The following is a 14,049-nucleotide window of genomic DNA, read 5'->3' as shown; positions in this document are numbered from 1 at the left end:
TTCGTCACCGGCTTCAGGTTATTTCAGATTAAGTGCGGCCTTCATGGTATAGAACAGGTCGGTCTGATCGGTTAGCCCCACCACGTTGGCCGCGTGCGGGCCGTAGGCGGCAATACGCAGCTGGGTGCCGGTATGCTCCATCGACGTTTCTTCAGAGTTGCCGTAGCTCATGACCATCACCGCGCCGTCTTTGGTATTCAGCGCCTGCGTCAGGCCTGGGGCTTTGGTGTCTGCCGGGATAATCTGGCTGGCGTGAGCGTGGTCGGCGGTGACGATAACCAGGGTATTGCCCTCTTTTTTGGCAAACTCCAGCGCCTTCTGTACCGCTTCATCCAGATCGACGGTTTCGCCAATCTGACCGCACGGATTCGCCGCGTGATCCTGTTTATCGATAGAAGCACCTTCCACCTGCAGGAAGAAGCCCTTCTCGCTGCTGCTCAGCAGATCGATGGCTTTCTCGGTCATCTGCGCCAGCGTCGGCACCGAAGCGTCACGTTTCGGGTTCGGCGTACAGGTCACCGCCGGCTTATCGATATTGCCGTGATAAGACGCCTTTGGGCCTTCCCAACGCACCGGCATATTCCCTTCAGCGAAGAGACCGAGCAGCGGTTTGTCCTGATTGGCCTGGCTAATGGCGGCCAGCGAGCTGGTGTCGGTGACGATCTGGTAGCCGCGGGCTACCGCTTGATCGCGCAGCGTTTTGCCCTGCCATTCGCCGGCCGTCGCGGTTTCAGCGAAGGTTTTCGCTCCGCCGCCCAGCGTCACGTCCGGACGGGCGTTCAGCAACTGCTCGGTAATGGAACCCTTACCGCCTTTTTCCAGCGCGTTGCTGGCGCATTTTTCACTGGTTACGCTCGGACCGTAGCATTTACGCGAAGTGACGTGCGCTACCAGCGCAGCCGGCGTGGCGTCCTGCAGTTCCGCCGTCGAGACGTTACCGGTAGCTAAACCGGCCGCTTTCGCCAGTTCAAGGATGGTCTGATGATCTTTTTCATGGATATCCACACCTAGCGCGCCGTTGTAGCTTTTCACGCCGGTAGTCCAGGCCGTAGCGGAAGCGGCGGAGTCGGTGACATAATCCGGCTTGCCGGTTTTCTTATCCAGTGAATAATGGGTGTACTGGCCGGTCAGCGGCAGCGCGTCAATGCCTTTAAAGAAACCGCCAGCCCCTTCTGCATAATTTCGCGCGGCGGTAATTTCTGAATCGCCCATTCCATCGCCAATCAGCAAAATAATATTTTTAGCCGGTTTATTGATTAACGAAGCGCGCAGCGCCTCGGTCTGGTCGCCGGTTAAACGACGCGCGCCGCCCGGCGTGGTGATATCGCCCTGCGCGGCACGATTTTCCAGAACCGGTGCGGTTGTTGTTTCCGCGTGAATAATCGGGGAGCCCAGCAGAGGTATCAGGGCAATAAACAAGGCGCTTAATTTCACTTTTATCGTCTCCATGTAAAAAATACTTTAAAAAACAAAACGAGGGAGACTGTATAAAAGCGATGTGACAGTAAAATGACAGCATCCATACCTTGTCACAAAACTAACTACGAGGATGCCGTAACAGCTTCTTTATATATTGCTGCAATAGCTGGGTATCGCGGTCGTCGACCAGCGGGCCGGGGCTGGCCTCGTCGATGGCTTGCTCAATATCGCTGATTAGCGCCTGCTGGGCACCCTGCTCCATATGGCGTAGCAGAGCGGTCACCACCACTTCCAGGGCCTCCACCTGTGCCGTCAGTTCCTTCGATTCTTCTTCCTTTTGGGCGAGTTTAACCAGCAGCTCAGCAATGAGATTCTTCACAGCGCTTTATCCTTATGCGAGGTCCGTAGTCTGCTATTTATGTCATAGATTAGCCGTCGGTTTCCACCATTATTTTTTAAAAAGGATCGACACGTCAATGAATAACAAGCGAAACGTTTTGCTCATTGCCAATCCCCAGGAATTTACTCAACGAGGGATTAATAAGCGTCATAACCAAAATTAACAAATAAGAATAAAATGGAATATCGCTATTCTATCGATAACTATAACGTATCGCCATAATATATCTGGTAGGCCAGATTAACGCTGTCCGGTGCGTCTTTACCGGCCAGGCGCGCAATAAGTATTTCGCTCGCGGTTTTACCGATGTCATAACGTGGGGTAATGACGCTGGCTATTTTTTGTAACCGCGCCCGGCCAATTTCGAGGCCGTGAAAACCGGCAATGGCAATCTCCTGCGGGACGGCTTTCCCCTGCGCCTGGCACTCGAGCAGCACGCCCACCGCCAGGTCGTCGTTGGTACAAAAAATGGCGTCGATATCCGGGCGCGACTGCTGCATCTGCAGAAACATCTGCCGACCAAGCGCAACCGAGGAGATCGTCTTCGGCGCCATGTGATACGCCTTCAGACCGTGCTCCGCCAGCGCCAGTTCAGTGCCGTGAAAACGGCTTAAATCGCGGGGATCGTCCATGGAGCCAAAAAAGGCGATCGCCCGTTTTCCGCTCTCAAGAAAAGCGTGGGTCATGTCCCACGCCGCCTTTTCGTTATCGAAGCCCACCTGGATATCCAGTTGCTGACCGCCAAAGTCCATCAGTTCAGCGACGGGAATACCGCTGGCGCGCACGTACTGCACCATGCGATCGCTGTGCTGCTTGCCGGTCAAAATCAGCCCGTCGATGTTATAAGAGAGCAGGTTGAGCACCTCGCGCTCTTCGCGCTGCGGGTCATATTCATAGTTGGCAATCAGGGTCTGGTACTGATGCGCGGAAGTCACCGACTCAATGCCGGCCAGCACATCGGCAAAAATCTGGTTGCGAAAGGAAGGAATAAGCACGCCAATCGTTTTGCTGCGGGCGTTAAGCAGGATTTCCGGTGCCCGGTTAGGGATATAGTTGTTTTCTTCCATAACCTTTGAAATCAGCTCGCGGCTGCGCTCAGAAACCTGGCCGGGGTCGCGTAAATAACGGCTGACCGTCATTTTATTCAACCCCGCCAGATTAGCGATATCCTGCAATGTCATCCGGTTGTTTTTCATCAGGTTCTCTACGACAAACGACTTATGTGCTCGCAGAGAACCTTACCACAGCAGCGGCGGTTTATGTTAGCCGACAACCCTTTTTGCCACCGCCGGGGAAGAAGATTGCGGGTTAGCGCGCACGTTGAACATCAGCACAACGGACGACAACAGCGCGACGGCCATAAAGGTATAGGATACCCCCGGCCCGCCGGTGATACCGTTCAGATACCCCACCAGCCACGCGCCAAGGAAAGCGCCGAGTGCGCCGAAGCTATTAATTAGCCCCATCGATACGCCGGAAACGTTGCGCGGCAGCAGTTCAGGAATAAGCGCGAAGAACGGCCCGTAGGGCGCATACATGCAGGCCGCAGCAATAACCAGCAGCGCGTAGGATAACCAGAACGCCTGGTTGCCCACCATCCACGAGCCAAAGAAGGCGATAGCGGCAATCAGCAACAGCGGCCAGATAAACAATTTACGATTCTGGAACTTATCCGACAGCCAGGAGACCGTCAGCATCAGGATAATCGCCGCCAGGTACGGCGCCGCCGCCAGCCAGCCCACCGCCACGATATCCATCTGCGCGGCGTTTTTCAGAATCGACGGCATCCACATCATGAAGCCGTATACGCCGATGCTCCACAGCGCATGCACGGCGCAGAGCATAATCACATTGCGCGAGCGCAGCGCTTCACCGTAGTTGCGCACCGGCTTGATATGACTCTGCTCGCTGTCCATCACCTTCTGCAGGGTCTCTTTTTCCTGCGCGTTCAGCCAGGAAACCTCGGACGGTTTATCGCGCACCAGTATCCACCAGCATATCGCCCACAGTACCGCCGGAATGCCTTCAATGATGAACATTTCGCGCCAGCCCCACGCCTGAATCAGATAGCCGGAAACGATAGACATCCACAGCACCGTCACCGGGTTCCCGAGGATCAGAAAAGTATTGGCGCGTGAACGCTCGGTTTTAGTAAACCAGTTGCTGATATAAATCAGCATCGCCGGCATCACCGCCGCCTCAACCACACCAAGCGTAAAGCGAATCGCCATCAGCATCGGAATATTGCTGACGAACCCGGTAGCCGCCGCGCAGAATCCCCATAAAATAAGACTAAAGAAAATCATTTTTCGCACGCTGCGTTTTACCGCATATATCGCGCCGGGAACCTGAAAAAAGAAATAACCGAGAAAAAATAATGCGCCAATCAGCGACGCCGTTCCTTTCGTAATACCTAAATCACTTTCGATTCCCGCCGCAGCGGCAAAACCATAATTCGCGCGATCAAGGTAGGCCAGACTATAGGTAATAAATATAATCGGCATTAAATACCACCAGCGACGCGCGGGTAATTTCGCGAGCATATGCATAAGCAATCCTCAGATATTAATATCTTCACACGGGTTAAATACGCCGTCCTTCAGGCAGTACGGGCACGCTGCTGCCTGAAGGAGGCGAAGTGATTCAGACAGCGGCGAGCATTCCGCCGTCCACAAACAGCAAATGACCGTTAACAAAGTTTGCCGCCGACGAAGCCAGATACACCGCGGCGCCAATCAGCTCTTCCGGTTTTCCCCAGCGCGCCGCCGGCGTGCGCTGATACAGCCAGGCGGAAAACGCCTCATCGTTGACCAGGGCGGTCGTCATCTCGGTGGCAAAATATCCCGGCGCGATACCGTTAACCTGAATATTATATTCGGCCAGCTCAACGCACATACCGCGGGTAAGCATTTTAACCGCCCCTTTTGAGGCCGCATAAGGCGTAATTGTTTTACGTCCCAGCTCGCTCTGCATCGAACAAATATTAATTATTTTTCCCGCGCGGCGGCTCATCATATATTTCGCCACCTGCTGCGATACCAGAAAAACGCCTTTCTGGTTGACCTCAATAACGTTGTCCCACTCCTCCTCCGGAAATTCGGTAAAAGGGAAACGCCGCTGGATCCCGGCATTATTAATTAAAATATCAATGGCGCCGACCTCCTCTTCGATGCGGGCTATCGCCTGCTCGACCTGCGCCGCCTGGGTGACGTCAAAGGCGACCCCTACCGCGCGAAAGCCCTGCGCCACCAGCACCTGCGCCGCCTGGTCCGCTCTTTCCTGCGTCCGGTCGTTAATGATTATCTCCGCGCCGTACTCGGCGAGGCCGCCGGCCAACAGATGGCCTATCCCCTGAGCGGAGCCGGTGATCAGCGCGCGTTTCCCTGACAAATCGAATAAATTTCGCATATAACCTCTTTTTCAATAACTGTTACGCGTAACTGTATACGCGTAACAGTTAAGAATAGAAGAGGATGAGAAGGGAAAATGATCGTTTTGTGATCGGTGATACATTTGAAGATTAAGGAATACAAAGGCCGGCATTGACGCTGTGATGCAAATACCGGCCAGGCAGAAGAAGAAGGGATTACGCCGCGGTACGGCGGCTGCGGCGCAGCATGATGGCCAGCTGCCAGATATTGATCAGAACAATAATCGCCGTGGCGATAAACACCCAGCGGAAACCGGCCATGGCCGAGACCGACGCGCCGATCAGCGGCCCGGCTACGTTGCCGAGATACATAAATGACTGATTATAACCGAAAATACGCCCGGTGACGCTGTCGCTGCAGTACTTGAGCAGAAGCGTTTGCACCGCCGGCAGCATCGCCCCATCGGCAAAACCGAGCAGAAAGCGCAGGACGCCAAGCTGGAATGGGGTCGTAACGAACGACATGGCAAAGAACATCACTACCGCGCAGCACAACGTCGCCAGCAGAATTCGCGAGGTGCCGATTCTGTCGCCCAGTTTCCCCAGACGGGGCGCCGAAATCAGCGCCGACACGCCCGGCACGGCGGCGATCATCCCCGCGAGAAAGGCGATATTATTGCTATCCGGCGCCATCGACTTGATAAACAGGGCCAGAATCGGGCCGATTGATCCGTTGCAAAGCTGAATCACCAGGGTGGTGAAAAACAGGCTGATCACCAGCCCCGGATAGGGCAGCGAGGCAAACACCGCCTTACCGCTCAGCCGCTCCGCCTTGCTGACCTGCGGACGGGCGCCCTCTTTAATCAGAAATAGCGTCACCAGGAAGCTTACGGTCAGCAAAATCGCGGTGATGATAAATACGGCGCGCAAACCGACGTGATCGGCCAGGAAACCGCCGAGCAGCGGCCCGCCAATCACGCCGCTGATCTGCGCCGTCGATAGCGTGCTCAGCGCCCAGCCGCTACGCTCGCGCGGAACCTGAGACGCCACCAGCGCCATGGCGTTGGGAATATAGCCGGAAGTCAGTCCCATCACCGCGCGCAGGATAAACAGCTGCCAGACGTTGGTGGCGAACGCCTGGAGTAAAATGGCGATGGCCATGCCCAGCGAGGCGCGCAGCAGCATCAGCTTGCGCCCTTTGCGGTCGGCGAGGCTCCCCCACATCGGCGAGACAATCGCCGACACCAGAAAAGTGACGCTAAAGGTCAGCCCCGACCACATGGATAACGCTTCATGCGAGGTCACGCCCAGTTGGGAAACGTACAGCGGCAAAAAGGGGAGAATTTGGCTGATAGCCAGTCCGGTAAAAAAACAGCCAAACCAGACGGAGATAAGATTAACCTTCCAGGATTCCATAACTACGCGTATTCATTAGTTTTTCGACAATTATTATCTAGCTTAGCAATTTCCCTCATCCGACGTACTACCAGAGGTGCGCTGGCAGAGAGTTTGGTGTTTTATGACATGTGATTTCGTTATGACGAACAATTTCGTGGTGAAAAGCGCGTAAGACAGCGAGATATGCTCAGAAACAGAATCCCTGGCCGCGCATGCCGAGGTGAAAATGGTTGGCGTGAGCCGCGTTGTAGTCCGGCCCTAAAGCGTTACCGTAATAGCCGCAGCCGCCGGTCAGTAACGCCTGCAGCCAGGGGTGATACTGCGCATCGGGCCACCCTTTCAGCACGCTGATGCGGCGGCCATCGGCCAAACGAAAGCCGCTGATATCCAGCGCCTCCGCGGTAGCGTGTTCGCTGCGCCGCGCGTTCTGGCGATGGTAAATATTGCGGCAGGCATAGCTGCCAAAATGGTCAACCTGGCGGAGTTCCTGCCCCAGCATCCGGTGGGTCAGCGGTTTCGCCTGCTGTTGTAGATACAGCGCGCTGCTCAACGCCAGCGGGCAGCTGGCGAGGAAGCTGCTGCTGAGCTTTACCGCGCCAAAATCGCGTACCCGAACCACGTTTTGCAGCGGGCACTCTCCCCCGCTATCGGCCACCGGCTGGCTGGTGATGAGATTTCGCTGATTCGCTTCTTTCAGCAGGCCGGCGCACTGCGCGGGGGTCAGTCGCCGCAGCTTATAGTGGGTGATGAACCCCGGCGGATCCTCCAGGCGCAGCGGCGCCAGCGGGTTATAGTGCGCCGGAAGATAACGATAGCCGTAATATCCGGCCGCCAGCAGCGCCAACAGAACGATAAGCCCTTTTCCTTTCACGCGCTGCCTCCCAATGCTTTACCCGGTGAATATTATGGCAGCCAGGCGGCTGTTTCACATGCTATGTTATGCCCTTTGATGTAATCATGATGGAAGTTGAAATGGCTAAGATGAGGGTTGGGATCGTTTTCGGCGGTAAGTCGGCAGAACATGAAGTATCGCTACAGTCAGCGAAAAATATCGTGGAAGCGATCGATAACACGCGCTTCGACGTCGTTTTACTGGGGATTGATAAGCAGGGGCAATGGCATATCAACGACGCCAGCAACTATCTGCTCAATCCGCAGGACCCCGCCCATATTGCCCTGCGCCCGTCCGATATTACGCTGGCGCAAATTCCCGGACGCGAAGCGCAGCAGCTGATTAACGCCGATAGCGGCCAGCCGCTGGCGGCCATTGACGTGATCTTCCCGATTGTTCACGGCACCCTTGGGGAAGATGGTTCTCTGCAGGGCATGCTGCGGATGGCCAACCTGCCCTTCGTCGGTTCCGACGTCCTCGGCTCAGCCGCCTGCATGGACAAAGACGTCACCAAACGTCTGCTGCGCGATGCCGGGCTGTCGATTGCGCCTTTTATTACCCTGACCCGCGCCAACCGTCATCAGGTGAGTTTTGCAGACGTGCAGGCGAAGCTAGGCCTGCCGCTATTTGTTAAACCGGCGAACCAGGGTTCCTCGGTAGGCGTCAGCAAGGTCAACAACGAAGAGCAGTATCAGCAGGCGGTCGCACTGGCCTTCGAATTTGACCATAAAGTGGTGGTTGAGCAGGGGATTAAAGGGCGCGAGATCGAGTGTGCGGTGCTGGGCAATGATAATCCGCAGGCCAGCACCTGTGGCGAAATCGTCCTCAACAGCGAATTTTACGCCTACGATACCAAGTACATTGACGATCAGGGGGCGAAGGTGGTGGTTCCAGCGGCCATTGACAGCGAAGTCAACGATAAAATTCGCCAGATCGCCGTTCGCGCCTACCAGACCCTCGGCTGCAGCGGCATGGCGCGCGTCGATGTCTTCCTGACCGCCGATAACGACGTGGTGATTAATGAAATCAACACCCTGCCGGGCTTCACCAATATCAGTATGTACCCGAAGCTGTGGCAGGCCAGCGGTCTGGACTACACCAGCCTGATTAGCCGCTTGATTGAACTGGCGCTGGAGCGTCACGCCGCCGATCGCGCGCTGAAAACATCGATGAATTAATCCCGGTAACGGGTTCACCGTCGTCTGCCGGCGGTAGCCCGGGTAAGGCGTTTACACCGCGATCCGGGGAGTGTGCGGGGTTGATGTATCAGCTCGCCACACTCCACGGCTCGCGCTGCGCTTAGCCGGGCTACGGGTTCACCAGGGCCTGCGGTCGGGTAGCCCGGACAGGCGCGCCAGCGCCGCCGCCGGGAAAGCACATCTCACGCGGCCTCTCTCACTTTACACTTCCTCTGCCGGGCGGCGGCGAATAATAAACCCGGCGATCCAGAAGCTAATCACCCACGTCACCAGCCCAACCGCGTAAGAACGCCAGCCTTCGGTTTCATAGCCGAGCAGCCCGACCACGCCATTCATAATAAAAATTAACCCCAGCGCAACCGCGTAGTAGTGCCAATCGCGGCGAATTTTTTCAGTGAGCTTCATAACCACTCCGACAACAAAAAAAGCATCTTCGCATAGCCGCCACCGCGGGTCTGTAGCTGCGTTGAGAATTGTCGCACATTGCGATATCGGTCTAAATTTCACAAATTTGTAGCAAACTCACAACCCGATCAAATCAGGAATATTCCTGGGCGGAAATTACCAGCAATCTGATACTGAGATATCTCCTTCGTTGCCAGAATAAACCTCTATGTAGCCGTAGAAAAAACGGCAGGCAGGTGAAGTATGGAGGTCAATATGGCAGAGTTCACCTTTGCAAAGACCGTCAACGGCGGCAAAAAGAGGGGCTCTATCACCAGCAGCAACATCGCTTATGCTCTGTTTGTGCTGTTTTGCTTCTGGGCCGGTGCGCAAATGCTGAGTATGCTGATCCACGCGCCGGGAGTGTTTGAGCATCTGATTCAAATGCAGGACAGCAGCCGCCCGCGGGTCGAGATTAGCCTGACGGTCGGTACCCTGTTCGGGCTAATTCCCTTTCTGGCAGGCTGCGTATTAATTGGTATACCAGGGCTGATTTTCCGCTGGCGCAGCCGCCGCTAACGGCGCGCCATACAGCTGGCCCGCCGGTCATCAACGCGTTTAGCAAACCAGGCGGTCGTCAGATTACGGGTGATTTTCGGGCTCTCAAGCTGAATGCCCGGCAGCACTTCCCGCGGTAGCGTTTTACCGGCTTTTTTATCGGCAATACGAAACACCTGCTTATAAAGATCGCTCTCTTCAAACGCCAGGGTATCGCCCTTCTTTAACTGACGATGGATATCGTCATCGCTCATCGCCAGCTGCGAGGATAACCGGCGCACCGCCAGTTCGGTGGTTCCGGCCTCGTCGCTATCGTAGCGAATCAAATCGCCATCCAGCGCCAGCTTCACGCCCGTCGCTTTAGCGACGGCGTTCTGGAACGCGGCGTTGCGGCTGGCGTACCATCCGGCGTTGAAATCAGCAAAACGGTACAGCGGCACGCTGTAGTTCGCCGGATAGTTCAACAGATGGTAAGTGCCAAACCACAGGCCGCCGCGCAGGCTGAACACCTCCTGGCGCACGGTACCGTCGATTTTCCACGGATAGCCGTCGGTATGCTGCTCGGCGAAGGCGATGCTGACCTGCATCGGGCCGCCGGTATGCACCGGGTTCAGAGAGCCGAATAGCTTCTGCCCCATCGGCACCATACCGATAAAATCATCGAAAATCGCGCTCAGCTGCTTTTCGGTTTTCACGCTATCGAGGCGTTCGCTATAGCTTTTGCCGTTGGGCGATTTGATTTTCAGCGCGGTATGCACCAGAAAAACCGGGATGTGCATTTTCTCCGCCCGGCGGTCTATCTCCTGCCAGGCGATTTTATTCAGCCCCGGCACCGCCGGGTCGGCCTGATAGTTGGACTCCTGCTGCGCCACCGCCAGCACCGAACAGACGTTCTCTTCCGTCGGCGCCAGCTTCTGGCTGGCAAACGTTTTGGCGATGGCCTGCGCCCAGGCCTCGCGATCTTTCACGCTGGCGGGCATTTTCTGCCGCACCACCGCGGCAACATCAATCGCCTTTTCCCCCTTTTTCAACTCCGGCTCCGGCTTGCTGGAACAGGCGCTGAGAACCATCCCGGCCACTAGCGTCAGGGTGAGCGAAACGAAACGAGATGATGCTACGGCCATATTTCTTCCTTGCGATGGTTAACTTAATGTTTGGGTCACTTCCAGCAGCTCTTTGCCATCCAGTTCACGTTCAAAGCTGCGCAGACGTTTATAGATGGACATCAGCTCAACCAGCGTAGTCCAGGAGCTAATCAGATACTGGAACGAACCGCGTACCTGGCCAAAGACGTTGGTTATCTGGGTCATCAGGCCCAGCGTAATCGTACCGGCAACAATCGACGGAAACAGCAGGAACAAACCGAAAACGTTATCCACCTGCAGATAAAGAATACGGGCGATATTGAAATACATGTAGTGGAAATAGAGGCGGAAATAGTTGCGGCGCACGGCGCCAAAGAGCTCACGCACCGTCGGCGGCGTCGCGCGGTTGGCGTCATCCTCGCCGTACACCAGCTCTTTACGATAGGCGGCCTCGACGCGCTGGTTTTTAAACTCCAGCCCGGGCAGCTTGATCCCCACCACCGCCAGCAGGCCGGTGCCCATTAACGACCAGACGATAGCGGCAATCACCAGACCGTAAGGCAGGTGGCCGACAATCGGTAAATCCGGGACGTGCGCGGAGAGCGTCACCAGCACCGGCAGGAAGGCGATAAGCGTCATCACCGCGTTAAGGAAGCTGACGCCCATGCTCTCCAGGGTGGAAGCAAAGCGCATAGTATCTTCCTGCACACGCTGCGCGGCGCCTTCGATATGGCGCAGATGCTGCCAGTGCGCCATATAGTGTTCGTTCATGGCGGTACGCCAGCGGAAAACGTAGTGACTGACGAAGAAGTTGTTCATCACCCCGATAATCACCGCGATAAGCGCGATACCGAGAAAGATGCCAATCTCCTGATAAAACTGGTTAATGCTGACCTTATGTGGCGTCGCCAGCGCGGCCTGAATAAGATCGTAGAACGGGGCGTACCAGGCGTTGATCGCCACCCCGACCTCCACCAGAAACCAGGTGACGAAAATAATCAGCGAGGTACCGAGGATCGACCAGTATTGCCAACGGTGGGGGCTGTAGATAAACCAAAAAAGGGCGAAAACGCCCACGCAGAATATGTAGAACGCGTAGAACACCAGGTAATTGAGCGACCAAAAGCGCGCCGCGCTAATCGCCACATCCTGGGATGCGCCGGTGACCCGCAGCAGCCAGTCGCCGCCGCCCGCCTGCCAAAAGATCACCGCCAGCAGCGACCAGATAAAGGCAGAAATAAAAAACGGCCCCGGTTTGGGGAAAAAGGATTTAAACATCATGCTCTCCTGCTAACTTCTTTCTCGTTTTGCTGTGCTGTGTACCACAAAAACGCCCGCCGCAAAGTCGTCGCAGCGAAGCAAAGTGGGCGGATGATGAGACCGGATATCAGCGGCTTAGTTCGCCGACCATCCGTTCAGAATTGTTTCTGTCGATTTCACCTGTAAAGGATTGCCCGGAACGGTCAGCGTACGCCACACCTCGTTGTAGTGAGCGATCAGGGTGACGGCCTGCGCCGCCGGGCGGTTGGCGGTAGTATGGGCATCTTCAGCGACGGTAATCGCATAGCCCCGGCTGGCGCCGTTTTTGATGGTGGTATCTACGCAGTAGTCGGTGGCGCAGCCGCAAATGACAAATTGCGTGATGTGATGCTCGCGCAGCACCGCTTCCAGGCGGGTGCGGTAAAAGGCATCGCAGGCGGTCTTGGTCACAAACAGTGCGCCAGCGGGTTGATGCAGTTCGGGCAGCAACGCAAAACCTTCGCTCCCCTCCTCCAGACCACCCTCTTCGCAGTGCTGGATGAAGATAACGGTATCCGCGGCATCTATCAGGCGGTTAATTTGCGCCGCGCAGCGCTCGCGCTCAATACGCGGCGTCGCGAAAACGCCGTTTTGCATATCCACTACCATCACTACCCGTTTCGCCGCCATCGTCTCTTGCCACCCATCTTAAGCCAAAACGATCATCATACGCGCCCGCAGGCGAAAGCCGCTATCCGAAAGCTTAAAAAAGGTTTTTTTACGCCAGGTTACGTTTTTCCGCACAGAATGGCGTTATTAGCGCTTTGCTCGGCGGCGCTTCGTAGTATAAATACGCTCTATATTTTTCTTCACCATGATGGATGCCCCCGTTGAAACGTAGTCTGCTCATTTTTGCTGCGCTGTGCGCGGCGTCGTTGACATCGGCCCAGGCCGCGCAGCCGAGCGTCGACCCGGAATTCGCTGCGGATGTTGTCGACCGTTACGCTAACCATATCTATTACGGCAGCGGCGCGATCGGTATGGCGCTGGTGGTTATCGATGGTAACCAGCGCGTATTCCGCAGCTTCGGCGAAACGCGCCCGGGCAATAATGAGCACCCGCAGCTCGATTCAGTGATTCGCATCGCCTCCCTGAGCAAGCTAATGACCAGCGAAATGTTGGTCAAACTTCTCGACCAGGGCGTGGTGAAGCTCAACGATCCGCTGAGCAAATACGCCCCGCCGGGCGCGCGAGTGCCGACATACCAGGGAGCACCCATCACGCTGGTGAATCTGGCGACGCACACCAGCGCCCTGCCGCGCGAACAGCCCGGCGGCGCGGCGCATCGTCCGGTGTTCGTCTGGCCGACGCGCCAGCAGCGCTGGAACTGGCTCTCCACGGCAACGTTAAAAACCGCGCCGGGTTCGCAGGCCGCCTATTCCAATCTGGCGTTCGATTTACTGGCCGATGCGCTCTCTACCGCCGCAGGCAAGCCCTGGCCGCAGCTGTTTGAAGAGCAGATCACCCGCCCGCTAGGGATGAAAGACACCACCTTTACGCCTTCTCCCGATCAGTGCCGGCGCCTGATGATCCCGGAGAAAGGGGCCAGCCCGTGCAACAATACCCTGGCGGCCATCGGCAGCGGCGGCGTTTACTCCACGCCTGGCGATATGATGCGCTGGATGCAGCAGTTCCTCTCTTCCGATTTCTTCACCCGCGGGCAGCAGGCGGACCGGATGCAGACGCTGATTTATCAACGCAGCCAGCTAACGAAGGTGATCGGGATGGACGTGCCGGGCAAAGCCGATGCGCTGGGCCTCGGCTGGGTCTACATGAAGCCGAAGAACGGCCAGCCGGGCATTATTCAGAAAACCGGCGGCGGCGGCGGTTTTATCACCTACATGGCGATGAACCCGCAGGCTAACGTCGGCGCCTTCGTGGTGGTGACCCGCTCTTCATTGACGCGTTTCAACAACATGAGCGATGGGATCAACGAGCTGGTCAGCGAATTAAGCGGCGACCGTCCCGGGATTGAAACCGCCAGCCAGTAGCCTTGTGGGATGTTTTGCCGACGATAGATAAGGATCGTTTTGGCGAAACATCCC

Annotated in this window: 14 protein-coding genes; 3 read left to right on the top strand and 11 right to left on the bottom strand. The window is 56.3% G+C overall.

Annotated features, from left to right (window positions below; all coding sequences use genetic code 11):
- Window positions 1-18: 18 nt before the first annotated feature.
- The 7 genes from phoA to IYV58_RS05775 form a co-directional block, all read right to left on the bottom strand.
- Window positions 19-1,449 (bottom strand): alkaline phosphatase, encoded by a 1,431-nt coding sequence (phoA, locus tag IYV58_RS05805; RefSeq protein WP_032742056.1) that lies wholly within the window; start codon window positions 1,447-1,449, stop codon window positions 19-21.
- Window positions 1,450-1,537: 88 nt separating this feature from the next.
- On the bottom strand, window positions 1,538-1,798 hold the full coding sequence (gene iraP, locus IYV58_RS05800) for an anti-adapter protein IraP (RefSeq protein ID WP_004129608.1): 261 nt from the start codon (window positions 1,796-1,798) through the stop codon (window positions 1,538-1,540).
- Between the two features lie 224 nt (window positions 1,799-2,022).
- Complete coding sequence (idnR, locus tag IYV58_RS05795; protein WP_004129606.1) at window positions 2,023-3,015, bottom strand: DNA-binding transcriptional regulator IdnR; 993 nt, start codon at window positions 3,013-3,015, stop codon at window positions 2,023-2,025.
- Window positions 3,016-3,081: 66 nt separating this feature from the next.
- Window positions 3,082-4,368 (bottom strand): MFS transporter, encoded by a 1,287-nt coding sequence (locus tag IYV58_RS05790; protein ID WP_004129603.1) that lies wholly within the window; start codon window positions 4,366-4,368, stop codon window positions 3,082-3,084.
- A gap of 94 nt (window positions 4,369-4,462) precedes the next feature.
- Window positions 4,463-5,227, bottom strand: coding sequence for a gluconate 5-dehydrogenase (gene idnO / locus IYV58_RS05785; RefSeq protein WP_049113309.1), 765 nt, complete (start codon window positions 5,225-5,227; stop codon window positions 4,463-4,465).
- Window positions 5,228-5,405: 178 nt separating this feature from the next.
- A complete protein-coding gene (locus IYV58_RS05780) occupies window positions 5,406-6,605 on the bottom strand; it encodes a multidrug efflux MFS transporter (RefSeq protein ID WP_004129587.1) in 1,200 nt (399 codons plus the stop codon).
- A 169-nt stretch (window positions 6,606-6,774) separates the two neighbouring features.
- On the bottom strand, window positions 6,775-7,458 hold the full coding sequence (locus tag IYV58_RS05775) for an extensin-like domain-containing protein (protein ID WP_004129584.1): 684 nt from the start codon (window positions 7,456-7,458) through the stop codon (window positions 6,775-6,777).
- A gap of 101 nt (window positions 7,459-7,559) precedes the next feature.
- On the opposite strand from IYV58_RS05775, the gene ddlA reads away from it, so the two are divergent.
- Entirely contained in the window at window positions 7,560-8,657 is a 1,098-nt protein-coding gene (gene ddlA / locus IYV58_RS05770) for a D-alanine--D-alanine ligase (protein WP_004129581.1), read from the top strand.
- A gap of 222 nt (window positions 8,658-8,879) precedes the next feature.
- Here ddlA and IYV58_RS05765 read toward each other — a convergent pair whose 3' ends face one another.
- Window positions 8,880-9,083: a DUF2754 family protein gene (locus IYV58_RS05765; protein ID WP_004129579.1), complete on the bottom strand. Its 204-nt coding sequence runs from the start codon at window positions 9,081-9,083 to the stop codon at window positions 8,880-8,882.
- Between the two features lie 255 nt (window positions 9,084-9,338).
- Between IYV58_RS05765 and IYV58_RS05760 the strand changes: the two genes are divergently transcribed.
- The gene (locus IYV58_RS05760) at window positions 9,339-9,641 is read left to right on the top strand and encodes a DUF2755 family protein (protein ID WP_004129576.1); all 303 of its coding nucleotides are present in this window, start codon (window positions 9,339-9,341) and stop codon (window positions 9,639-9,641) included.
- Here IYV58_RS05760 and IYV58_RS05755 read toward each other — a convergent pair.
- The 3 genes from IYV58_RS05755 to IYV58_RS05745 all read right to left on the bottom strand — a co-directional run bounded on the left by IYV58_RS05755 (window position 9,638) and on the right by IYV58_RS05745 (window position 12,613).
- On the bottom strand, window positions 9,638-10,744 hold the full coding sequence (locus IYV58_RS05755) for a DUF1615 domain-containing protein (protein ID WP_004129573.1): 1,107 nt from the start codon (window positions 10,742-10,744) through the stop codon (window positions 9,638-9,640). The two genes, IYV58_RS05760 and IYV58_RS05755, sit on opposite strands and share 4 nt — an antisense overlap.
- A gap of 18 nt (window positions 10,745-10,762) precedes the next feature.
- Window positions 10,763-11,983 (bottom strand): peptide antibiotic transporter SbmA, encoded by a 1,221-nt coding sequence (gene sbmA, locus IYV58_RS05750; protein WP_004129571.1) that lies wholly within the window; start codon window positions 11,981-11,983, stop codon window positions 10,763-10,765.
- Window positions 11,984-12,100: 117 nt separating this feature from the next.
- Window positions 12,101-12,613, bottom strand: a complete 513-nt coding sequence (locus tag IYV58_RS05745; RefSeq protein WP_162626048.1) for a cysteine hydrolase family protein — start codon at window positions 12,611-12,613, stop codon at window positions 12,101-12,103.
- Window positions 12,614-12,834: 221 nt separating this feature from the next.
- Here IYV58_RS05745 and ampH point away from each other — a divergent pair, with 221 nt between their 5' ends.
- Window positions 12,835-13,995 carry a D-alanyl-D-alanine-carboxypeptidase/endopeptidase AmpH gene (gene ampH / locus IYV58_RS05740; RefSeq protein WP_032742055.1) on the top strand — a complete coding sequence of 387 codons (1,161 nt, stop codon included), beginning with the start codon at window positions 12,835-12,837 and terminating at the stop codon, window positions 13,993-13,995.
- Window positions 13,996-14,049 lie beyond the last annotated feature (54 nt).

Source organism: Klebsiella sp. BDA134-6 (assembly GCF_015601345.1).
Classification (GTDB): Bacteria; Pseudomonadota; Gammaproteobacteria; order Enterobacterales; family Enterobacteriaceae; genus Klebsiella; species Klebsiella grimontii.
This window is presented reverse-complemented; position numbering and strand designations above follow the sequence as displayed.